Source organism: Mycobacterium sp. NGS63 (genome assembly GCF_059812295.1).
In genome coordinates this window covers 24,558-45,176 of the sequence record NZ_JCALCJ010000010.1, presented here as the reverse complement: position 1 = coordinate 45,176, position 20,619 = coordinate 24,558, and the positions used below count along the sequence as shown (strand labels likewise).

General features: G+C 70.2%; 18 protein-coding genes. 7 read left to right on the top strand and 11 right to left on the bottom strand.

The window, feature by feature from the left end:
* Positions 1–2 precede the first annotated feature (2 nt).
* Positions 3–1,178 (bottom strand): AI-2E family transporter, encoded by a 1,176-nt coding sequence (locus AC5Y4Z_RS22665; protein WP_499967158.1) that lies wholly within the window; start codon positions 1,176–1,178, stop codon positions 3–5.
* Between the two features lie 158 nt (positions 1,179–1,336).
* On the opposite strand from AC5Y4Z_RS22665, the gene AC5Y4Z_RS22660 reads away from it, so the two are divergent.
* Positions 1,337–2,509, top strand: a complete 1,173-nt coding sequence (locus tag AC5Y4Z_RS22660; protein WP_499967157.1) for a lysylphosphatidylglycerol synthase transmembrane domain-containing protein — start codon at positions 1,337–1,339, stop codon at positions 2,507–2,509.
* Between the two features lie 312 nt (positions 2,510–2,821).
* Here AC5Y4Z_RS22660 and AC5Y4Z_RS22655 read toward each other — a convergent pair whose 3' ends face one another.
* Positions 2,822–3,352 (bottom strand): hemophore, encoded by a 531-nt coding sequence (locus AC5Y4Z_RS22655; protein WP_499967156.1) that lies wholly within the window; start codon positions 3,350–3,352, stop codon positions 2,822–2,824.
* Between the two features lie 281 nt (positions 3,353–3,633).
* On the opposite strand from AC5Y4Z_RS22655, the gene AC5Y4Z_RS22650 reads away from it, so the two are divergent.
* Entirely contained in the window at positions 3,634–6,672 is a 3,039-nt protein-coding gene (locus tag AC5Y4Z_RS22650) for an MMPL family transporter (protein WP_499967155.1), read from the top strand.
* A complete protein-coding gene (locus tag AC5Y4Z_RS22645; RefSeq protein ID WP_499967154.1) occupies positions 6,669–7,199 on the top strand; it encodes an XRE family transcriptional regulator in 531 nt (176 codons plus the stop codon). The genes AC5Y4Z_RS22650 and AC5Y4Z_RS22645 overlap by 4 nt, the downstream gene beginning before the upstream one ends.
* 3 nt (positions 7,200–7,202) lie before the next feature.
* On the opposite strand, the gene AC5Y4Z_RS22640 is transcribed toward AC5Y4Z_RS22645, so the two are convergent.
* Together AC5Y4Z_RS22640 and AC5Y4Z_RS22635 are read right to left on the bottom strand one after the other, a co-directional pair.
* Positions 7,203–7,892 (bottom strand): hypothetical protein, encoded by a 690-nt coding sequence (locus tag AC5Y4Z_RS22640; RefSeq protein ID WP_499967153.1) that lies wholly within the window; start codon positions 7,890–7,892, stop codon positions 7,203–7,205.
* Positions 7,889–8,518 carry a hypothetical protein gene (locus tag AC5Y4Z_RS22635; RefSeq protein WP_499967152.1) on the bottom strand — a complete coding sequence of 210 codons (630 nt, stop codon included), beginning with the start codon at positions 8,516–8,518 and terminating at the stop codon, positions 7,889–7,891. Before AC5Y4Z_RS22635 ends, AC5Y4Z_RS22640 begins: the two co-directional genes overlap by 4 nt.
* A 42-nt stretch (positions 8,519–8,560) precedes the next feature.
* On the opposite strand from AC5Y4Z_RS22635, the gene AC5Y4Z_RS22630 reads away from it, so the two are divergent.
* A complete protein-coding gene (locus AC5Y4Z_RS22630; RefSeq protein ID WP_499967151.1) occupies positions 8,561–10,546 on the top strand; it encodes a M13 family metallopeptidase in 1,986 nt (661 codons plus the stop codon).
* A gap of 46 nt (positions 10,547–10,592) precedes the next feature.
* On the opposite strand, the gene AC5Y4Z_RS22625 is transcribed toward AC5Y4Z_RS22630, so the two are convergent.
* From AC5Y4Z_RS22625 to ricR, 5 genes are all read right to left on the bottom strand, one after another.
* Positions 10,593–12,839, bottom strand: a complete 2,247-nt coding sequence (locus AC5Y4Z_RS22625) for a molybdopterin-dependent oxidoreductase (RefSeq protein ID WP_499967150.1) — start codon at positions 12,837–12,839, stop codon at positions 10,593–10,595.
* The gene (locus tag AC5Y4Z_RS22620; protein ID WP_499967149.1) at positions 12,836–13,414 is read right to left on the bottom strand and encodes a TetR/AcrR family transcriptional regulator; all 579 of its coding nucleotides are present in this window, start codon (positions 13,412–13,414) and stop codon (positions 12,836–12,838) included. Before AC5Y4Z_RS22620 ends, AC5Y4Z_RS22625 begins: the two co-directional genes overlap by 4 nt.
* A 112-nt stretch (positions 13,415–13,526) precedes the next feature.
* A complete protein-coding gene (locus tag AC5Y4Z_RS22615; protein ID WP_499967148.1) occupies positions 13,527–14,543 on the bottom strand; it encodes a L,D-transpeptidase in 1,017 nt (338 codons plus the stop codon).
* Positions 14,544–14,660: 117 nt separating this feature from the next.
* Positions 14,661–15,908 carry an MFS transporter gene (locus AC5Y4Z_RS22610; RefSeq protein WP_499967147.1) on the bottom strand — a complete coding sequence of 416 codons (1,248 nt, stop codon included), beginning with the start codon at positions 15,906–15,908 and terminating at the stop codon, positions 14,661–14,663.
* Positions 15,909–16,028: 120 nt separating this feature from the next.
* Positions 16,029–16,328 (bottom strand): copper-sensing transcriptional repressor RicR, encoded by a 300-nt coding sequence (gene ricR, locus AC5Y4Z_RS22605; protein WP_499967146.1) that lies wholly within the window; start codon positions 16,326–16,328, stop codon positions 16,029–16,031.
* A gap of 44 nt (positions 16,329–16,372) precedes the next feature.
* Between ricR and ilvD the strand changes: the two genes are divergently transcribed.
* A complete protein-coding gene (ilvD, locus tag AC5Y4Z_RS22600; protein ID WP_499967145.1) occupies positions 16,373–18,097 on the top strand; it encodes a dihydroxy-acid dehydratase in 1,725 nt (574 codons plus the stop codon).
* 33 nt (positions 18,098–18,130) lie between these two features.
* Here ilvD and AC5Y4Z_RS22595 read toward each other — a convergent pair whose 3' ends face one another.
* The gene (locus AC5Y4Z_RS22595) at positions 18,131–18,571 is read right to left on the bottom strand and encodes an SPW repeat protein (protein WP_499967144.1); all 441 of its coding nucleotides are present in this window, start codon (positions 18,569–18,571) and stop codon (positions 18,131–18,133) included.
* 126 nt (positions 18,572–18,697) lie between these two features.
* Here AC5Y4Z_RS22595 and AC5Y4Z_RS22590 point away from each other — a divergent pair, with 126 nt between their 5' ends.
* The gene (locus AC5Y4Z_RS22590; protein ID WP_499967143.1) at positions 18,698–19,681 is read left to right on the top strand and encodes a nitronate monooxygenase; all 984 of its coding nucleotides are present in this window, start codon (positions 18,698–18,700) and stop codon (positions 19,679–19,681) included.
* A 5-nt stretch (positions 19,682–19,686) separates the two neighbouring features.
* Here AC5Y4Z_RS22590 and AC5Y4Z_RS22585 read toward each other — a convergent pair whose 3' ends face one another.
* Entirely contained in the window at positions 19,687–20,346 is a 660-nt protein-coding gene (locus tag AC5Y4Z_RS22585) for an O-methyltransferase (protein WP_499967142.1), read from the bottom strand.
* A gap of 107 nt (positions 20,347–20,453) precedes the next feature.
* On the opposite strand from AC5Y4Z_RS22585, the gene mymT reads away from it, so the two are divergent.
* On the top strand, positions 20,454–20,600 hold the full coding sequence (mymT, locus tag AC5Y4Z_RS22580; protein WP_499967141.1) for a copper-binding metallothionein MymT: 147 nt from the start codon (positions 20,454–20,456) through the stop codon (positions 20,598–20,600).
* Positions 20,601–20,619: the final 19 nt, after the last annotated feature.

Sequence of the window (20,619 nt, the reverse complement as noted above, 5' to 3'; positions counted from 1 at the left end):
GCTCAGTCGGTTTCGGTTTCCGGACGGTCCGGTTTGGCCTGGACGACCACCCCGACCTCGTCGTCCTCATCTTCCTCGGCCTGTTTTTCGGCCTCCGCTTCCGGATTCCGGGCCAGCAGCACCTGTATCGCGTTGTTCAGGAACGCGACCGTCGGGACGGCCAGGAGGGCGCCGACGATGCCGGCGAGCACGCCGCCCGTCGAGATGGCCAGCACCACCGCGAGCGGATGGATGGAGACCGCGCGGCCCATCACGAGCGGCTGCAGCAAATGAGCCTCCATTTGGTTCACCGCAATCAGCAAACCCAGCGTGATCAGCGCGTAGACGATGCCCTTGGCCAGCAGGGCCACCACCACGGCCAGCAGGCCCGAAATCAGCGCACCGATCAGTGGGATGAAGGCGCCCAGAAACACCAGCGAGGCCAGCGGCAGCGCCAGCGGGATGCCCATGATCGCCAGCCCGGTCCCGACGCCGGCCGCGTCGGTCAGGGCGACCAGGAAGGTGGCCCGCACGTAACCGATCAGCGACGCGTACCCGGCGGAGCCGGCCTCGCGCACCCGGTCACGCGCGTGGGTGGGGAAGATCTTGGTGACGTATTGCCAGATGTTGCGCCCGCCGTAGAGAAAGAAAATCAGGGTGAACAGCGTCAACACCGCGGCGGTGACCAGTTCGGTGATCGTCGCCGCCGTGGACAGCGCGCCGCTGGTCAGCTTGGACTGGTTGTTGTGCAGCGCCTGGATCGCGGCGTCGCCCGCGCTGGAGATCTGTTCGCCGCGCAGGTGTAGCGGCCCCTCGATCAGCCATCGCCGGGTGGAGTCGATGCTGCGGGTCACCTGGTCGGTCAGGTCCGGCAGGCCGTAGACGAACTGCAGGATGACGAATGTCAGGATGCCGCCCAGGATCGCGAACCCGCTCAGCAGCACCAGGGTCACGGCGGCCCCGCGCGGCAGGCCCCTTTTGTCGATCCAGTCGACCGCCGGGACCAGCAAAGCGCTGATCATCAGCGCCAGCAACACCGGGACGACGATGACTTCGAGCTTCTTCACGACCCAGAGCAGCGCGACCGCCGCGGCCAGGATGACCAGCAAACGCCACGACCACGCAGCGGCCTTGCGGACCAGGGGTTCGACCGCTGCGTCATCTGAGGCCCCGACGGTGTGGCCAAGGTTTGCCGGCATCTGGTCAGCCTATCCGGCGCCGGTGCGCGTCGCGGCCTCACGCGGGCGCCGTTTCAGCCCGGCGGTCGGCACGATCCGGTTACGACCCCAGAACGTCCCAGACACGGTCGGAGCCGCACCCCGCTGCCCGCGCCACCTGCGCGGTTACCCTAAAGCACGTGTCGCACGACGCACCCCTTTCCAAGCTGGACTTGACGCCCGGGCGCACCCCGCGCGGCAAGTACTGGTGGGTCCGCTGGGTGATCCTCGGCATCGTCGCGATCGTGCTTGCTGTCGAGATCGCGCTCGGCTGGGACCAGCTGGCCAAGGCGTGGATGAGTCTGAACTCGGCCAACTGGTGGTGGCTGATCGCGTCTGTGCTGGCGGCGGCCGCGTCGATGCACAGCTTCGCCCAGATCCAGCGGACCCTGCTGAGATCGGCCGGGGTCAACGTCAAGCAGTTGCGCTCGGAGGCGGCGTTCTACGCCGCCAACTCGCTGAGCACCACGCTGCCCGGCGGGCCGGTGCTGTCGGCGACGTTCCTGTTCCGTCAGCAGCGGCTCTGGGGCGCCTCCGCGGTGGTGGCCTCGTGGCAGTTGGTGATGTCGGGCGTGCTACAGGCCGTCGGGCTGGCGCTGCTCGGCCTGGGCGGGGCCTTCTTCCTGGGCGCCAAGAACAACCCGTTCTCCCTGCTGTTCACGCTCGGCGGCTTCGTCGCGTTGCTGCTGCTGGCCCAGGCGGTGGCGTCGCGCCCGGAGCTGATCGAGGGCATCGGCAGCCGGGTTTTGGCCTGGGCCAACTCGATTCGCGGCAAGCCGACGGACACCGGCCTGGACAAGTGGCGCGAGACGCTCATGCAACTCGAGTCGGTGAGCCTGGGCCGTCGCGACCTGGGGGTGGCGTTCGGCTGGTCGATGTTCAACTGGATCGCCGACGTGGCCTGCCTCGGGTTCGCGGCCTACGCCGCCGGCGACCACGCGTCGGTCGCCGGATTGACGGTCGCGTACGCGGCCGCCCGCGCCGTGGGCACGATACCGCTGATGCCGGGTGGACTGCTGGTCGTCGAGGCGGTGCTGGTGCCCGGCCTCGTCTCCAGCGGGATGTCGTTGCCCAGCGCGATTTCGGCCATGCTCATCTACCGGCTGATCAGCTGGTTGTTCATCGCGGCCGTCGGCTGGGTGGTGTTCTTCTTCGTGTTCCGCACCGAAAACGCCGACTCCGGCTCGGGCTCTGACGACGAACCCATCACCGGCCCGCTGCCCGTCATGCGCGACGGCCCCGGAACCGAACCGTCCGCCGACCCGACCGAAACCGCCCTGCAGGGCCCGCTACCGCCCGAGCCGAATCCGTAAGCGCGGGGCCGGCTTTCGCCCTTGTCGGCCCGTTCGGCCCGTCGATTGTGAACGCACGGCTTTCGGTGTGAGCGTAGGGCGGCACCCGGGCGCGTTTCGCCGCCCACGATTCACAATCGAAGCCCAGCTTCACACCCGACGACGAGCCGCGACCCGGGGCTCGTCGGCCCTTTCGGCTCGTCGGCCCGTCGATTGTGAACGCACGGCTTTCGGTGTGAGCGCAGGGCGGCATCCGGGCGCGTTTGGCCGCCCACGACTCACAATCGAAGCCCAGGCTTCACACTCAACGCCGAGTCGAGGCGCAGACAGTTATCAGCCGGCGTTATTCGGCTTCGGCGCACCGCCCACGGTGACTCCGGGCAGCAGCGCGCCGCCCGCGGCCGGCGATGCACCCGCCGCCGGCGGAGCGCCCGCCGGGGAACCGGTGCCGCCCATCGGCAGCGCGCCCGCGGCGCCCTGCGCCTGCTGCATCATGCCCATCGCCTGCGGAATGGTGATCGGCAGCTTGCACTGCATCGACAGGTTGGTCAGCGGCTGCGCGATCGACGTCATGTCGCCGGCGACCTTGGGATTGGCCTCGAAGTAGGACTTCAGCCCGGTGAACGACTGCGGCCCCGCCTGCTGCTGCAGCATCGTGGTCATCGCCTGGTTGGTCTCCGGGTGCGAGTCCAGGTAGTCGCCCATCGACTTGGAGACCGAGCCGATCGTCCGCGCGACCTCACTGGCCGCGCACGGGTCGTTGGCACCCGTCGCGGGCGGTCCGGCCAGCAGAGCGATGGCGGCGGCGGGCGCGGCGGTGGCGATCACCCCCGCCAGGAGGCGGCGCCTGATTGCGATCGTCATGGATCTCTCCTCAAAGTTCGCGCGCACTGCGGGACGCCTCGCAATTCGGTTGCAATAGACGGCTCTTTCGCGGCGAAATCCCCCGCCCCACGCGCGGCCATCCGCCATATTGCCATAGATCCCGCTTGATCACCGGTTCACAACGACTGCGCAGCATCTTGGCAACAACGGTGTCTTTGCAGCTCAGGAACCAGATAAGCCGACATAATCCACAGCCTCCTGCGGTATTCTCGCCTGACCGCACTGCGCGAGAACCCGGGGAGCAAGAAATCCAGCAGTTCATGATGCGCCTCAGCCGCAGCCTGCGTAAGTACCGCTGGTTGGTCTTCACAGGCTGGCTGCTGGCATTGGTGCCCGCGGTCTATCTCGCGATGACGCAGTCGGGAAACCTCACCGGCGGCGGTTTCGAAGTGGCCGGCTCCCAGTCGCTGGCGGTCCACGACCAGCTCGAGGACCTCTACCACGACCAGGGCGCATCCTCGCTGGCGCTGGTGGCGGCCCCCCGCCCGGACGCGAGTTACTCCGACATCAACGACGCCGTCGCGCTGCTGCGCCGGATCGCCGGCGAGTTCCCCGGCGTGACGGAGGTGCCCAACCCCACGCAGCGGCCGCCGCAGCCCGACCGGCCGTACGTGGTGTCGCTGCGGCTGGACGCCCGCAACGCCGGCACCAGCGACCTCGCCAAGCAGCTGCGCCACAAGGTGGGCATCAAGGACGACCAGTCCGGCCAGACCGCCGACGGCCGGGTGCGGCTCTACGTCATCGGGCAGGGCGCGCTGTCCGCCGCCGCCGCGGCCAACACCAAGCACGACATCGCCGCCGCCGAAAAGTGGAACCTGCCGATCATCCTGATCGTCCTGCTGGCCGTGTTCGGCTCGCTGGCCGCCGCGACGATCCCGCTCGCCCTGGGCGTCTGCACGGTGGTCGTGACGATGGGGCTGGTCTATTTGCTGTCGGCGTACACGACGATGTCGGTGTTCGTGACGTCGACGGTCTCGATGTTCGGCATCGCGCTCGCCGTCGACTATTCGCTGTTCATCCTCATGCGCTTCCGCGAGGAACTGCGCACGGGCCGCCAGCCGAACGAGGCCGTCGACGCGGCGATGGCCACCTCGGGTCTGGCGGTGGTGCTGTCCGGGATGACGGTGATCGCGTCGCTCACCGGCATTTACATCATCAACACCCCGGCGCTGAAGTCGATGGCCACCGGGGCGATCCTGGCCGTCGCGGTGGCGATGCTGACCTCGGCCACCCTGACCCCGGCGGCGCTGGCGACCTTCGGCCGGGCCGCGGCCAAGCGGTCGGCCTTGCTGCACTGGTCCCGGCAGCCGGAAGGCACGCAGTCGCGGTTCTGGAACCGGTGGATCGGCTTCGTCATGCGCCGCCCGTGGGCCGCGGCGATGGCGGCGTCGCTGGTGCTCATCGTCATGGCCGCGCCGGCGGCGTCGATGGTGCTGGGCAACAGCCTGCTGCGCCAGTTCGACTCGTCCCACGAAATCCGCGCCGGGGTCGGCGCGGCCGCCCAGGCGCTCGGGCCCGGCGCGCTGGGCCCGGTCAGCGTGCTGGTCAGCTTCCCCGACGGCGGCGCATCCTCACCCGAGCACAGCCGGACCGTCGCCGCGGTCCGCGAGCGGATGACGCAGGCCCCCAACATCGTGTCGGTGTCGCCGCCGCAGTTCGCCGAGGACAACAACAGCGCCCTGGTGTCGGCGGTGCTGACCGTCGACCCCGAGGACATGAAGGCCCGCGACACCGTCGGTTGGATGCGCACCCAACTGCCCCAGGTTCCCGGTTTGGGGACGGCGCGGGTGGACGTCGGCGGCCCGACGGCGCTGATCAAGGACTTCGACGACCGGGTGTCGCGGACCGAGCCGCTGGTGCTGCTGTTCGTGGCGCTGATCGCGTTCGTGATGCTGCTGATCTCCGTGCACTCGGTGTTCCTGGCGTTCAAGGGCGTGCTGATGACGTTGCTGTCGGTCGCCGCGGCCTACGGCAGCCTGGTGATGGTCTTCCAGTGGGGCTGGTTGCAGGACCTCGGGTTCAGCCACATCAGCTCGATCGACAGCACGGTTCCGCCGCTGGTGCTGGCGATGACGTTCGGGCTGTCGATGGACTACGAAATCTTCCTGCTCGCCCGCATCCGGGAACGCTTCCTGCACTCCGGCAACACCCGCGACGCGGTCGCCCACGGCGTGAGCACCAGCGCCCGCACCATCACCAGCGCCGCGCTGATCATGATCGCGGTGTTCATCGGCTTCGCGTTCGCCGGCATGCCGCTGGTCGCGGAGATCGGGGTGGCGTGCGCCGTCGCGATCGCCGTCGACGCGACGGTGGTGCGGCTGGTCCTGGTGCCCGCTTTGATGGCGATGTTCGCCCAGTGGAACTGGTGGCTGCCCGGCTGGCTGCGCCGCGTGCTGCCGTCGGTCGACTTCGACCGCCCGCTGCCGGAGGTCGACCTCGGCGACGTCGTGGTGATCCCCGACGACATCTCGGCGCTGACGGCGCCCAGCGCCGACCTGCGAATGGTGCTCAAGTCCGCGGCCAAGCTCAAGCATTTGGCGCCCGACGCCATCTGTGTGGCCGACCCGCTCGCCTTCACCGGGTGCGGGCGCAATGGCAAAGTGACGCAAGGCATTACGGGAAGCCGCGGCCTGGGCCCCGGGCAGATCCCCCACCAGGTCAACATCGACGACGACAGCGCGGGGGTCCCGACGAGCCCGGTGGCCGTGGGAGCCGCGGCCAAGACCGCCACCAACGGCCACTCGGCCGCCAAGAAGCTGGTGGGCGGTCTGGCGTCGCGCAACGGCATCGCCCGCGCCATCGCCGGCGACCGGCCGGTGCACCCGGTCACGCTGTGGCGGGGGCGGTTGTCGGTCGCCATCGACGCGCTGCAGACGGGGGCCTCGAAGACCGGGGCGGGTCCGGCCTACGAGCGGCGCAGCCCGGTGGAGACCACCCACGTGCAGTTGCCGACGGGTGATCGGCTGCTGGTCCCAACGGGCGCGGAGGCGTTGCGCCTCAAGGGCTACCTGATCATGTGCCGTAACAGCAGCCGCGATTACGCCGACTTTGCTGACATGGTGGAAACGGTGGAGCCGGAGACCGCCGCTGTGGTGCTGGCGGGCATGGACAGGTATTACTGTTGTCAAACACCCAGGCAGGAATGGATGGCCACCCAGTTGGTCCGGCAGCTCGCGGATCCGCATCCTTCCGATTTCAGTGACGACCAGTCGTCGGAGCCCGACGTCAAGGCGGACTGGGACGAGGTCAGAGCGCGCTGCCTGTCGGTGGCCGTAGCGATGCTGGAGGAGGCGAGGTGACGTTGGCACCCGACCGGCGCCCCGCACCGCCACCCCAGCGGCCCGCCGGCGAAGAGCGCGGGCCCGACGCCGGCTCGCCCGCGTCCTTCCAGGATTCCGAGCAGCCGGTGGAGTTCTGGCCGACGTCCGCGATCCGCTCGGCGCTGCAGGGCGGCGACATCGCCACCTGGAAGCGCATCGCCGCCGCACTGAAACGCGACCCCTACGGGCGGACCGCGCGCCAGGTTGAAGAGGTCCTCGAGGGGACCCGCCCCTACGGCATCTCCAAAGCGCTGTGGGAGGTGCTGGAGCGCGCCCGCACCCACCTGGAGGCCAACGAACGCGCGGAGGTCGCCCGCCACATCCGGCTGCTGATCGACCGGTCGGGCCTGGACGAGCAGGAATTCGCGTCGCGCATCGGGGTCGCGCCCGAGGAGCTGGGCACCTACCTCGACGGCAGCGTCAGCCCCACGTCGGCGCTGATGATCCGGATGCGTCGCCTCTCGGACCGCTTCGTCAAGGTGAAGCGCGCACCGGAGTCGAACTGAGCTTCAGCGGGAGTTGATCGGCCGCACGTCGGCCACCAGCCAGGTGTCGCCGCGTTTGTCCAGCCCCACCCGCAACGCGGGCGCCGCATGGCTGGGTGGCTGGCCGGGCGCGTTCTGGGTCACCCGCAGGATGACGGCCACACTGGCCGCCGCCGGACCCAGGGCCTCGACCCCGGCCGACAGCGTGGCGGCCTGGGCCGTGACGTTGTGCTGGGCCAGGTCGGCGCTGGACTTTTGGTATTGCTCCTTGAACGCGTTCACCTGCTCGGGCACCATCATCGCCGCGGCCCGGTCGATCGAGCTCGTCGGGGCGCTGGGGGTGAACGACGCCATCGCCTCGGCCATCCCCGAGGCGATCCGCACCACCTCGCGGGAATCGTTGGCGAAGGCGCGATCCGGCCGCGTCCAGTGGGTGAACCCGGTCAGCACCGCCGCGCACAGGGCGGCCACGCACAGGAACACCACGGCCAGCCGCAGCCCCGGCGCGTCGTCGTCGGTGCCGACGCTCACCGAATCGCGGCGCAGCAGCCAGAAGTCCACCGCCACCGCTTCCATGATCAGCAGCACCAAGACCGAGCACGCCGACACCCACCACAGCGGCCAGTCCAGCACCACCCCGATCGCCAGCAGCGCGGCGACGGCGGCCAGCGGCGCCACGATGTCGAAGGCCAGCAGCCGCCAGACGTTCCTCATCGGATGGATCCCAGCCCGGAGATCATCAGCTTGCCGTCCACGTCGCAGACGTCGAGCCGCAGATTCCAGTGCACCGTCTGCGGCTTGGCGCCGGCGTTCTCGCTGATCGACGTGGCCACCACCATCACCGAGTCCAACCGGGTGGCGAACGGCGGCAGCTTGGTGGTCACCACCGGGTGGGATTCGCCGGGCCGGGTGTCCAGGTCGCGGCGCACGGTCTCGACCGCCACCGACTCGATGCGCCCGGCGCTCTTGGACTGCAGCTTCTGCACCACCTGCCGGTAGGGGTCGATGGCCGCGTCGAAGTCGGTGTTGAGGTCGCCGACCGTCCCGTCGTGCAGCTTCTGCAGGCTGGCGTCGACGTTGCCGCTGTTCATGTTGATCAGCACGCCCGTCCACTCCGCGGCGGTCTGCATGACGCGGGTCAGGTAGGCGCGTTCGCCCTCCGCGTCGCGGTGCCCGGACCAGATGAGGTAGCCGAGCACGACGGCGGCGACCCCCAGGAGGCCGAGTACGGTCGAGGCGACGCCGTAGAGGGAAAAGACCTGGCCGCCCGACGGTTCGGGCTCGGCGGCCTCAGGGCCCGAGTCGTCGGCGGCGCCGGAGTCGTCGTCAGCGTCGGACATGGCCCGATCGTTGCATCCAAAAGAAGATGGAAGGATGGCGGGGTGACTGTAGAGGCCATCCGATCGGGCGTCGACCTGAGCTTTGTCGACGCGAACGCCCGCCCCCAAGACGACCTTTTCGGCCATGTCAACGGCCGCTGGCTGGACGACTACGAGATTCCGCCGGACCGCGCGACCGACGGCGCCTTCCGCCACCTGTACGACCGCGCCGAGGAGCAGGTGCGCGACCTGATCACCGAGGCCAGCGAGCGGGGCGCCGCCGCAGGCACCGACCAGCAACGCATCGGTGACCTCTACGCCAGCTTCCTCGACGAGGGCGCCGTCGAACGCAGGGGCCTGCAACCGCTGCTCGACGAGCTCGCGGAAATAGACGGCGCCACGGACCGCGCCGCATTGGCCGCCGTGCTGGGCGCGCTGCAGCGCACGGGCGTCGGCGGCGGCGTCGCGATGTACGTCGACACCGACGCCAAGAACTCCGCGCGCTACCTGGTGCACTTCAGCCAGTCGGGCATCGGGTTGCCCGACGAGTCGTATTTCCGCGACGAGCGGCACGCGGCGGTGCTGGCCGCGTATCCGGGCCACATCGCGCGGATGTTCGGCCTCGTCTACGGCGGCGGTGCCGAAGACCACGCGGACACCGCGGCCCGGATCCTGGCGCTGGAGACCAAGCTCGCCGCCGCGCACTGGGATGTGGTCAAGCGCCGCGACGCCGACCTCACCTACAACCTGCGCACCTTCGCCGAGCTGCGCGACGACGCGACCGGGTTCGACTGGGCCGGCTGGGCGACCGCGCTGGGCAGCACACCGGAGGCGCTCGCGGAAGTGGTTGTGCGGCAACCGGATTACCTGGCCGCCTTCGCCGCGCTGTGGGCCGGCGAGGACTTCGAGGACTGGAAGCGCTGGGCGCGGTGGCGGTTGATCCGCGCCCGCGCCGCGTGGCTGACCGACGACGTCGTCGCCGCGGACTTCGAGTTCTACGGCCGCCTGCTGACCGGCGCCGAGCAGATCCGCGAACGCTGGAAGCGGGCGGTGTCGCTGGTGGAGAGCCTGATGGGTGACGCGGTCGGAAGGCTGTACGTGGAGCGGCATTTCCCGCCCGGCGCCAAGGCCCGCATCGACACCCTGGTGGACAACCTCAAGGCGGCGTACCGACAGTCGATCAGTGAGCTGGACTGGATGACGCCGCAGACCCGCGAGCGCGCGCTGACCAAGCTGGAGAAGTTCACCGCCAAGGTGGGCTACCCGGCGAAGTGGCGCGACTACTCCGCGCTGGTGATCGACCGCGACGACCTGTACGGCAACTACCGGCGCGGGTACGCGGTCAACCACGACCGCGAGCTGGCCAAGCTCGGCGGGCCGGTGGACCGCGACGAGTGGTTCATGACGCCGCAGACCGTCAACGCCTACTACAACCCGGGGATGAACGAAATCGTCTTCCCCGCAGCCATTCTGCAGCCGCCCTTCTTCGATGCCGACGCCGACGACGCCGCCAACTACGGCGGGATCGGCGCGGTCATCGGCCACGAGATCGGGCACGGCTTCGACGACCAGGGCGCCAAGTACGACGGCGACGGCAACCTGGTCGACTGGTGGACCGACGACGACCGCACCGAGTTCGGCGCCCGCACCAAGGCGCTGATCGAGCAGTACGAGGCCTACACGCCGCGCGGCCTCGACGGGGGCCATCACGTGAACGGCGCGTTCACCGTCGGCGAGAACATCGGCGACCTGGGCGGGTTGTCCATCGCGCTGCTGGCCTACCAGCTGTCGCTGAACGGCCAACCGGCCCCGGTCATCGACGGCCTCACCGGCGTGCAGCGCGTGTTCTACGGCTGGGCCCAGGTCTGGCGCACCAAATCACGTGAGGCCGAAGCGATCCGGCGTCTGGCGGTGGATCCGCATTCGCCGCCGGAGTTCCGGTGCAACGGCGTCATCCGCAACGTGGACGCCTTCTACGAGGCCTTCGGCGTGGCCGAGGGCGACGAACTGTATCTCGCGCCGGCGAGCCGGGTCAGGATCTGGAACTAGGGTCACCCTCCCCCGCGAGCAGACGCAAAAGCACCGCGACACGCCGTCAGATAGGTGCTTTTGCGACTGCTCGGCAGGCTTCGATGCGGGCCGGCACGTGCTTGTGCCACGGCGTGCCGGCGTAGGGGTCGCGCCACTCGGTGGAGGTGAGCGCGTTCGGGGCGACGCCCGGTACGACGGTCGCCCCGTCGTCGGCGACGTAGTCGAGCCCGAAACCGTTGGGCAGGGCCGCATGTCCGGCCAGCATCGTCTCGGTGATCTCGATGGTGGCCTCCGCGCTGCCGGCCGCGGTGCTGACGAGCGCCCGTGCCCCGTCGACGAGCCCGAGGGCCTGGGCGTCCTCGACGCTGACGCGCAGCGCCCCGTCGGCGTCGCGCTTGCGCCAGGACGGGTCGCGGAAGATGTCGTTGGCGGTGTAGGCGCGCCGCTCGCCCACCGACAGCACGATGGGAAACTCCGCGGTGGTCAGCTCGGGCGGCGCGGCGGCCAAAGCCCTGAGGTCGTCCAGCATTTCGGGGATTTCCAGGGCGATCTTGTGGTCGGCGTGGCCGATCAGCGCGAAGTCGTCCTCGTATAGGTGCCGGGTGAACGTGACGCCGGACGGGTTGTCGAGGATCGCGTCGAACAGGGCGTTGCCGTCGGCGTGGCCGGCCCGCGCGACCGCCTCCGGGTAGGTCATGGCGGTCTTCTGGGCCAGCCCCCACGCCGCTGCCGCGCCGGCCAGCCCGTTGGGCAGGGTCGGGCCCAGCGTCTCGTAGAGGACGTACGGAACCAGCTTGGCCACAGTGGGATTGGCGGCCACGGCGCCCAGGAACGCCTCGGCGTAGGCCTGGCGCCCCCGGCGCGCGGCCTCGCGTAACGGGCGCAGGTCGGCGTCGTCGAGCACGCCGAGCGCGCGCACCAGCCGCGCCCAGATCTCGGGTTCGGGCAGGGTGCCGGGCAGCGGCGGCAGCAGCGGGCGGCGCAATTGGAAGGTGTTGGAAGGGAACTCGAAGTTGAAGAAGGTGGCTTCCGGCTTCTCGAACTGGGACGCTGCGGGCAGCACGTAGTGCGCGAGCCGGGCGGTCTCGGTCATCGCGACGTCCACGACGACCATCAGTTCCAGCGCCTGGAACGCCTCGCGGCAGGCGGCCGAGTTGGCCAGCGAGTGGGCGGGGTTGCTGCTCTCGACGATCATGGCCCGGAACCGGTCGGGGTGGTCGGTCAGGATCTCCTCGGGCACGACGTTGCTGGGCACCAGCCCGGCGATGATGGGCGCGCCGGTGACCGGGGTGCGGCCGGAGGCCAGGCCGAGCAGCGGGGCGAACGACGAATGCAGGTGCTGGCCACCCTTTTTCGCGAAGTTGCCGGTGAGGATCCACAGCAACTTGTTCAGGTAGGAGCACAGGGTGCTGTTGGGCGCCTGCTGGATGCCGAGGTCCTCGAAGACCGCGACGCTGGCGGCGGCGCCGATGCGCCGGGCGGCCGTGCGCAGCAGTTCCTCGTCCACCCCGCAGCGCTGCGCGTAGTCGGCGATCGGCACCTCGCGCAGGGCGGCGCGGACGGCATCGGCGCCGCGCACACGCTCGGCCAAAAAGGCGTCGTCGCACAGGTTTTCCTGCACCAGGACGGCGGCCAGCGCGGCCAGGCACCAGGCGTCGGTGCCGGGCCGGACCCGCAGGTGGAAGTCGGACATCTTCGCGGTATCGGTGACGACGGGGTCGATGACGATCATCGACCGGCGCGGGTCCTTCGCGATCTCGTTGAGCACCACCCGGGCGCGGGGGAAGCTCTGCGACATCCACGGGTTCTTGCCGACGAAGACCGAAACCTCGGCGTGCTCGAACTCGCCCCGGGTGTGGCCGCCGTAGAGCTGCGCGTCGATCCACGCCTCGCCGGTTTTCTCCTGCGCCAACGCATTTGACCGGTAGCGGGCGCCCAGCGCCTTCAGGAACGCGCCGCTGTACGCCCCGCCCAGGTGATTGCCCTGCCCGCCGCCGCCGTAGTAGAAGATCTTGTCCCCGCCGTAGGCGTCGCGGATGTGCTTGAACCCCTCGGCGATCTCGACAATCGCGGTGTCCCAGTCGATTTCCTCGAAGCTGCCGTCGGGGCGGCGGCGCAGCGGGGAGGTCAGCCGGGCGCGGTTGTTCTGGTAGTGGTCCAGGCGCAGCGCCTTGTTGCAGGTGTAGCCCTGCGACCCCGGGTGCGCCTTGTCGCCCCGGATGCGGGCCAGCCGGCCGTCTTCGACCTGCACGACGATGCCGCAATTGCATTCGCAGAGGATGCAGGCCGTGGACTGCCATTCGCCGGTCATCGGGGGTTCCCTTCTGTCGTAAGCAGGTGGCGCAGCTGGCGGTGCACCGCGTCGAGCGGCGCCGGGTCGCGCCGCACCCGGGCCAGCACGATGGCACCCTCCATAGCCGAGGTCGCCAGCAGCGCCAACTCCCGGGCCCGCTCGCGCCCTATGCCGTCGGCGGTGAAGCGCTGCGCGATCAGGTCGGTCCAGCGGTCGAACACCGCGGCGGCGCGCTCGACGACCGGAGCCATCCGCTCGCGGTCCTGCTCGTCGCCCGCTTCGACGGAGACCGCGACGATCGGGCAGCCGGCGCGAAAATCGGTGTCGAGCAGCTGCCGGCGGTACTTGTCGATCAGGGTGTCCAGCAGCTCGAGCCCTTCGCCCGCCTCGGCGATGATGGCGGCCACGTGCTCGCCGGCGTAGTCGACCGCCTCGCACAGCAGCTGGGTCCGCCCGCCCGGGAAGTAGTGGTAGGCCGACCCGCGCGGCGCGCCGCTGTGTTCGAGCACGTCCGAGATCGCGGTCGCGTGCGCGCCGCGCTCCCTGATCAGCAGCGCGGCGGAGACCACCATTCGTTCGCGGGGGCTTCGCATATGTATGATGCTATACATAATCGCCGAGTAAACAAAGCCCCGGCGAACAGACACAAAATCGCCCGATTCCGGGCCGGAATGGGCGATTTTGTGTCTTCTCGCGGTGAGACCGCTACGACATCCAGTCGGCCGAGCCGTCGTTCTTCTTGTAATTGCCGCCGCTGGAGTTCTTCACGATGATCGGGTCACCCGCGCCGAAGTTGTCGAAGAACCACCGGGCGTTGGCCGGGCTGATGTTGATGCAGCCGTGGCTCACGTCGCGCTTGCCCTGGTCGTCCACCGACCAGGGGGCGCTGTGCACGAAGTCGCCGACGTTGTCGAAACGCACGGCCAGCTCGACCGTCACCTTGTAGCCGTAGGTCGAGTTGACCGGGACACCGTAGGTGGAGGAATCCATCACCACCGAGGGCATCTTCTCCTGCACGTAGTAGGTGCCGTTGGGGGTCTGGTGGTTGCCGGACGTCATCCCCATCGACATCGGGATCGTCTTCTCCACGGTGCCGTTGCGCGTCACGGTCAGCTGGTGGGTGGCGTCGTCCGCCGTCGCGATCAGCGTGTCGCCGGTCTGGAAGCTCGACACGGTGCCGCCGGCGTCGACGGTCACCGCGGTGTGCGCGGGCCAGAAGCTCAGCGGCCGCCAGCGCAGCTGCGTCGGGGTCATCCAGTAGAACTTGCCGGGTACCGGCGGGACCGAGGACACGTGGACGGCGTCGATGGCCGCGCCCGCGTCGTCGACCCGACCCGGGAAGTTGATGATGATCGGCTGGCCCACGCCCACCGTCGAGCCGTTCTTCGGCACGAACGTCGGCGGGCCGAACGGCGGCGTTCCGGTGAACGGCGCCGGATTCTGCCCGGCGGCCGGGCCGGCGGCCACCGGCTGCGCGCCGGGGAACGGCAACGGCGGAGGCGCCAGCGGGTCGGCCGGGGGCGGCGGCGCGGCCAGCGGGTCGGGCCCCGGCGGGGGCGGCGCGGGGGGCGCGACCACACCGGGGTCGCCGGGGGCCGGTTCGGGGTCGGCCACCGCGGGGCCCGCGCTGAACACCAGCGCCGCACCCACTAGAGCCAATCCGGCCGCCTTCAGACCCCCGCAGAGGCCCCTCCTGGTCCAGGCCATCGTCCCGCCCGACATACGCATCCCTCCAGTCGCTATCTCGCAACAGTGTCGCATAGCGTCCGCGCCAGCTACCTTTTCCGCGGGCGGCGCCGGGCCGATACGCTGCCCGCCCGGCACCTCTGACCTGCGCAGCTATGAATTGCGAGAAGTTGCCGGGGCAACGTCCAGCATCCGCCGGTTGGCCGCCATGCCGGCCAGCGCGGCCGCCATCAACCCCGCCGACGCGGTGAGCATCAGCGCGACGCTGCGCTCGTACAACAACCCGCCGGCCAGCGACCCGGCCATGATGCCCACCTGGAACGCCGTCACATACAGGCCCGAGGCGCCGTCGGGATCGTCGGCCCCGTTGCGCATCGCCGCGGACTGCAGCATCGGCGACACGGCGGTGGCCATCGCGCCCCACAACACGATCGCGCCCGTCCCGACCAGCGCCGTCATCGCAACCGGTCCGCCACCGAACGCGAGCGCGGCCAGCACCAGGAACGCGGCCGTCAGGCCCGCCATGCACAGCACGACCGCGCTCTTCGGCCGGCGGTCCATGGACCGCGCCACCAGGCCCACGGCGATCACCCCGGCGGTGCCATAGGCGGCCAGCACCCAGGCCAGGGTCGGCCCGCGCACGCCGACCACGTCGCGGATGACCACCACGATGTAGGTGTAGGACACGAAATGGCCGGTGACGCCGACCATCGTGATGAGGCTGACGACGATCAGCGCCCGATTGCGGTGGTGCCGCGCCCGCGGGCCCACCCACCTGAGCTGGTCGGCGCTCAGCACCATCTCGGGCAGCAGCGCCAAGGCCGCCACGGTGACCACCGCCGCGGCGACGGTGACGAACACCGCGGCCAGCCGCCAGCCCCACATCAGGCTCATCGCGGCCGTGAGCGGGCTGCCGATCACCAGCGCGAGGCTGGTCCCGATGTAGATCGACATGGTGGCGCGCCCAGCATGGCTCGGCGGCACCAGCCGGGTGGCGATCGGGGCGATCACCGACCACAGCAGGCCGTGGGTGACCGCGCACAGCACCCGCCCGACGGCCAGCACCGCGAAGGTGGGCGCCAGCGCCGAGATGAGTTGCGAGACGGTCAGGCAGACCAGGCTGAACACCAGCGCGCGGCGGCGCGGCCAGTGCGCGGTCCAGCGCACCAGCGGGAACGTCGACAGGGCCGCCACCAGCGCGTACCACGACAGCAGCGTGCCGACCGCGACCACGCTGACATGCAGGTTGCGGGCGATCGCCGAGAGCGCGCCCACCGGCAGGATTTCGGCCGTGACGTAGGTGAACGCCGCGGCGGCCAGCACAGCCAGCTGCGCGGCGACGCGTGGGGTCCACGTTCGCGCGGCAGGGTTGGTGGCGGCATCCACAGTCATGGCGGTCATCGGTCGGGCACGCAATCAGCCGGTCAATGCTGCTGGCTACTTTGCGCTGCACCTACCGTACGCACCGCAACAATAGGTTCCCGCGGGTTTGCGGTTCAACACGCCCGTCTAATTGGGCGGTCAGGAACGAACCAGGCGCGCGATCGCGGCGGAGGCCTCGGCCAGCTTCTCGTCGGCGTCGTTGCCGCCCTCGGCCACCGCCCGGGTCACGCAGTGGTTCAGGTGCTCGTCGAGCAGGTTCAGCGCCACCGACCGCAGCGCGCTGTTGGCCGCGCTGATCTGGGTCAGGACGTCGATGCAGTACTTGTCGTCCTCGATCATGCGCGCGATGCCGCGCACCTGGCCCTCGATGCGCCGCAGCCGCTTGGCGTAGTTGTCCTTTTGCTGCGAATAGCCGTGCGGCTCCGACGTCCTGGTCACCGCCCCAGTCTACCCCATACCCCGACGGGGTATAACCCGCGCATATGCGCCGTGCCAGGCCCGCGCATACTTGCACGATGGAACCCGACATCAAACCCCGCAGCCGCGACGTCACCGACGGCCTGGAGAAGGCCGCCGCCCGGGGCATGCTGCGCGCGGTAGGCATGGGCGACGAGGACTTCGCCAAGCCACAGATCGGGGTCGCCTCGTCCTGGAACGAGATCACGCCGTGCAACCTGTCGCTGGACCGGCTCGCCAAGGCGGTCAAGGAGGGCGTGTTCGCCGCCGGCGGCTACCCGCTCGAGTTCGGCACCATCTCGGTTTCCGACGGCATCTCCATGGGCCACGAGGGGATGCACTTCTCGCTGGTGTCGCGCGAGGTGATCGCCGACAGCGTCGAGACGGTCATGCAGGCCGAGCGCCTAGACGGCTCGGTGCTGCTGGCCGGCTGCGACAAGTCGCTGCCCGGGATGCTGATGGCCGCCGCGCGGCTGGACCTGGCGGCGGTGTTCCTCTACGCCGGCTCGATCCTGCCCGGGGTGGCCAAGCTGTCCGACGGCAGCGAGCGCGAGGTCACCATCATCGACGCCTTCGAGGCGGTGGGGGCGTGCGCGCGCGGGCTGATGCCCCGCGAGGACGTCGACGCCATCGAGCGCGCGATCTGCCCCGGCGAGGGCGCCTGCGGCGGCATGTACACCGCCAACACCATGGCCAGCGCCGCCGAGGCGCTGGGCATGTCCCTGCCGGGCAGCGCGGCGCCGCCGGCGACCGACCGCCGCCGCGACGGGTTCGCCCGCCGCAGCGGCCAGGCCGTCATCGAGCTGCTGCGGCGCGGCATCACCGCCCGCGACATCCTCACCAAGGAGGCGTTCGAGAACGCGATCGCGGTGGTGATGGCGTTCGGCGGCTCGACCAACGCGGTGCTGCACCTGCTGGCCATCGCCCACGAGGCCGACGTGGTGCTGTCCCTCGACGACTTCAGCCGGATCGGGTCCAAGGTGCCGCACCTGGCCGACGTCAAGCCGTTCGGCCGGCATGTGATGTCGCACGTCGACCACATCGGCGGCGTCCCGGTGATGATGAAGGCGCTGCTGGACGCGGGCCTGCTGCACGGCGACTGCCTCACGGTGACCGGTGCGACCGTGGCCGAGAACCTGGCCGCCATCGCCCCGCCGGATCCGGACGGCAAGGTGCTACGCGCGCTGGACAACCCGATCCACCCGACCGGGGGCATCACCATCCTGCGCGGGTCGCTGGCCCCCGACGGGGCGGTGGTCAAGTCCGCCGGCTTCGACTCCGACGTGTTCGAAGGCACGGCACGGGTTTTCGACGGCGAGCGGGCCGCCCTGGACGCCCTCGAGGACGGCACGATCACCGGCGGCGACGCCGTGGTGATCCGCTACGAGGGCCCCAAGGGCGGGCCCGGGATGCGCGAAATGCTCGCGATCACCGGCGCGATCAAGGGCGCGGGACTCGGCAAGGACGTCCTGCTGCTGACCGACGGCCGGTTCTCCGGCGGCACGACCGGCCTGTGCGTGGGGCACATCGCGCCCGAGGCGGTCGACGGCGGGCCCATCGCCCTCCTGCGCGACGGCGACCGGATCCGGCTGGACGTGGCCGGCCGCAGCCTCGACGTGCTGACCGATCCGGCCGAATTCGAGTCGCGACGAAGGGATTTCAACCCTCCGCCGCCGCGCTACAAGACCGGCGTGCTGGCCAAGTACGTCAAGCTGGTCGGCTCGGCGGCGGACGGCGCGGTGTGCGGCTAGCCCGCTGACGCGTTGTGCCCCAACGACTCCCGGCTAGGCGTGGGCGCCCGCCTCGCGCGTGCGCATGCCGAAGTAGGCGGCGTTGAATCCCAGGAAGGTCAGCAACGCGCCGGCGACGACATTCGACCAGATCATGCCGGAGGTCAGCGTGACGTGCGGCAGGACCCACAGCGACACGACCACCCAGAGCCCAAGCACCGGCAGCGTCCAGGTCATGCCGTGCGCGCGGTCGAGCGTCGTCGCGCACCCGTATGCCAAGAACGCCACCGCAATCCCGACGATCAGGTCGGAGGTGGCGAGCGATCCCGTCCCGCTGAATCCCACGATCCACGGTGACGCGGCCACGTACAGGCCCGCCAGCAGCGTCAGCCCGAATGTGAAATGCGCACTCATCGACTCGGCCACGCGTTCGTAGCGCGCCCGCAGAGCCAACAAGTCGGGGTGGTGATCGATTGATGAATGGACTGTACTCATTTTGTGACCTTTCTGTTATGCAGCAAGCCTTTTGAGCCGGCTGCACCCATCCATCTGTCGTCAAGATTACGCTCGATCGCCGCACGCCAGCAACGAACGACCGGCCCTGCCGTAGCGTGGTAAGGCATGGACATCGCGGACCGATTGCGGCTGGACGTCCCGGTGGGACAGGCGGGAATGGGCGGCGGGCTGGCCGGCGCGGAGCTGGCCGCCGCGGTCGCCCGAGCGGGCGGCCTGGGGACGCTGGGCATCACCACACCGCGCCGGCTGAGCGCGTCGATCGACGCCGTGCGCGAACGGGCGCCGGGGCGCGCCGTCGCGGTAAACCTGTTGCTGCCCTTCGTCCATCGCCGCCACGTCGCGGTGTGCGTCGAGGCCCGCGTCGACGCCGTCGTGCTGGCCTTCGGCGAGAAGCGCCGGCTGGCACAGCACCTGCGGGACGCCGGGATCTTCGTGTTCGTGATGGTGGGCACCGGGGAGCAGGCGCGCGCCGCAATCGCTTCGGGCGCCGACGGTTTGATCGCGCAGGGCCGCCAGGCCGGCGGCCACCTCGTCGGGACGATGCCGGCCCTGCAGTTCCTGCCGCACGCCCTGGCGGCGGCCGGGGGGCGTCCGGTGCTGCTGGCCGGCGGCATCGCCACCGCCGCCGACACCCGCGCCGCGCTGGACGCCGGCGCCACCGGTGTCATCGCCGGCACGCGGTTCCTGCTCACCCACGAGGCCAACGCCAGCCGTGAGTATCAGCGGCGAATCATGCGGGCGGACAGGACCATCGAGACTAACCTGTTCGGCCTGAGCTGGCCGCTGCGCCACCGTGTGGTGCCCAACGCGGCCACCCGCCGCTGGTGCCGCGACGACGGGAGGGCCCGCGCGCTGCCCACCGCCCTCAACGCGGCCAGCCGGCCGCTGTCGGCGCTGGGCTATTTCGACGCGGGCCCACTCATGCGCCTGCAGTCGCCGGGGCTGCCGTTCTTCACCCCGCTGGCGCCGGTCGCCGGCGTGCCCGACTCCTGGCTGGACAGCGCGGCCCTCTATGCGGGTGAAACCGCCCTGCGGATCGGCGAACTCACCTCCGCCGAGCAGGCCGTGCGGGACCTCACGCCGCGCTGAGGCGCCTAGCGCACCAACGCCATCGCGAAGCCGTCCCAGTGCTTGGCCCCGACGGTCTGCAGCACCGCCGTGTCCAGCCGCGGGTGCTCGCCCATCGCCTGCAGCGCATCGCGCGTCGCCCGCACCCGGGTGTCGTCGCAGTCCGGATCGAGGATCTGGCCCTCCCGAATCACGTTGTCCAGCAGGATGACTGATCCCGGGCGGGCCAGCCGCACCGCCCACTCGAGATAGGCGACGTTGTTCTCCTTGTCGGCGTCGATGAACACCAGGTCGAACGGGCCGCCGGTCAGCGCCGGCAACGTGTCGAGCGCCGCCCCGACCTTCACCTCGACGCGGTCGGCCACGCCGGCCCGGTCCAGGTTGGCCCGCGCGACCTCGGCGTGTCTGGGCTCATATTCCAGCGTCACCACCCGCCCCTGCGGACCCGCCCCGCGCGCCAGCCAGATGGTGCTGTAACCGCCCAGCGTGCCGATCTCGAGGATGCGGCGCGCTCCGATCGCGCCGGCGAGCAGGCACAGGAATTTGCCCTGCTGGGCCGACACCGCGATCTGCGGCAGCCCGGCCGCGTCGCTGGATTGCACCGCCGCGGCCAGGGCGGGGTCGTCGACGAGCACCGTGCCGTCCAGGAAGGCGTCGACGTCGTGCGGGGTGGGTTTGTCCGTCATCCCGCCAACGCTAGCGGGTCGCGGCGGATCCGCGCCGACCCCTTTACGGCATACCCGTATGGGGTATACAGTGAGGACGTCCACGAAACCGAGAAGGGTGATTCGCTATGACAACCTACGAGGCGGGAACCGTACTGACCTGTGGCCACGAGGGCTGCGGGTGCCGCGTTCGCATCGAGGCACCATGCCACTGCTCCGGGGCGGGTGAGCCGTACCGCTGCACCTGCGGCGACGAGCTGACGCCGGTCAAGTAGCCGCGCCGGCCGGTCGCGC

Coding starts and splice junctions, on each gene's coding strand:
- AC5Y4Z_RS22635 (WP_499967152.1), bottom strand. CDS start 8,518: ATGTCCGACGCTGACGACGACTCCGGCGCCGCCGACGACTCGGGCCCT.
- AC5Y4Z_RS22615 (WP_499967148.1), bottom strand. CDS start 14,543: ATGTCGGGCGGGACGATGGCCTGGACCAGGAGGGGCCTCTGCGGGGGT.
- mymT (WP_499967141.1), top strand. CDS start 20,454: ATGACAACCTACGAGGCGGGAACCGTACTGACCTGTGGCCACGAGGGC.
- AC5Y4Z_RS22640 (WP_499967153.1), bottom strand. CDS start 7,892: ATGAGGAACGTCTGGCGGCTGCTGGCCTTCGACATCGTGGCGCCGCTG.
- AC5Y4Z_RS22595 (WP_499967144.1), bottom strand. CDS start 18,571: ATGAGTACAGTCCATTCATCAATCGATCACCACCCCGACTTGTTGGCT.
- AC5Y4Z_RS22585 (WP_499967142.1), bottom strand. CDS start 20,346: ATGACGGACAAACCCACCCCGCACGACGTCGACGCCTTCCTGGACGGC.
- AC5Y4Z_RS22625 (WP_499967150.1), bottom strand. CDS start 12,839: ATGACCGGCGAATGGCAGTCCACGGCCTGCATCCTCTGCGAATGCAAT.
- AC5Y4Z_RS22650 (WP_499967155.1), top strand. CDS start 3,634: ATGATGCGCCTCAGCCGCAGCCTGCGTAAGTACCGCTGGTTGGTCTTC.
- AC5Y4Z_RS22665 (WP_499967158.1), bottom strand. CDS start 1,178: ATGCCGGCAAACCTTGGCCACACCGTCGGGGCCTCAGATGACGCAGCG.
- ilvD (WP_499967145.1), top strand. CDS start 16,373: ATGCGCCGTGCCAGGCCCGCGCATACTTGCACGATGGAACCCGACATC.
- AC5Y4Z_RS22655 (WP_499967156.1), bottom strand. CDS start 3,352: ATGACGATCGCAATCAGGCGCCGCCTCCTGGCGGGGGTGATCGCCACC.
- AC5Y4Z_RS22620 (WP_499967149.1), bottom strand. CDS start 13,414: ATGCGAAGCCCCCGCGAACGAATGGTGGTCTCCGCCGCGCTGCTGATC.
- AC5Y4Z_RS22610 (WP_499967147.1), bottom strand. CDS start 15,908: ATGACCGCCATGACTGTGGATGCCGCCACCAACCCTGCCGCGCGAACG.
- AC5Y4Z_RS22590 (WP_499967143.1), top strand. CDS start 18,698: ATGGACATCGCGGACCGATTGCGGCTGGACGTCCCGGTGGGACAGGCG.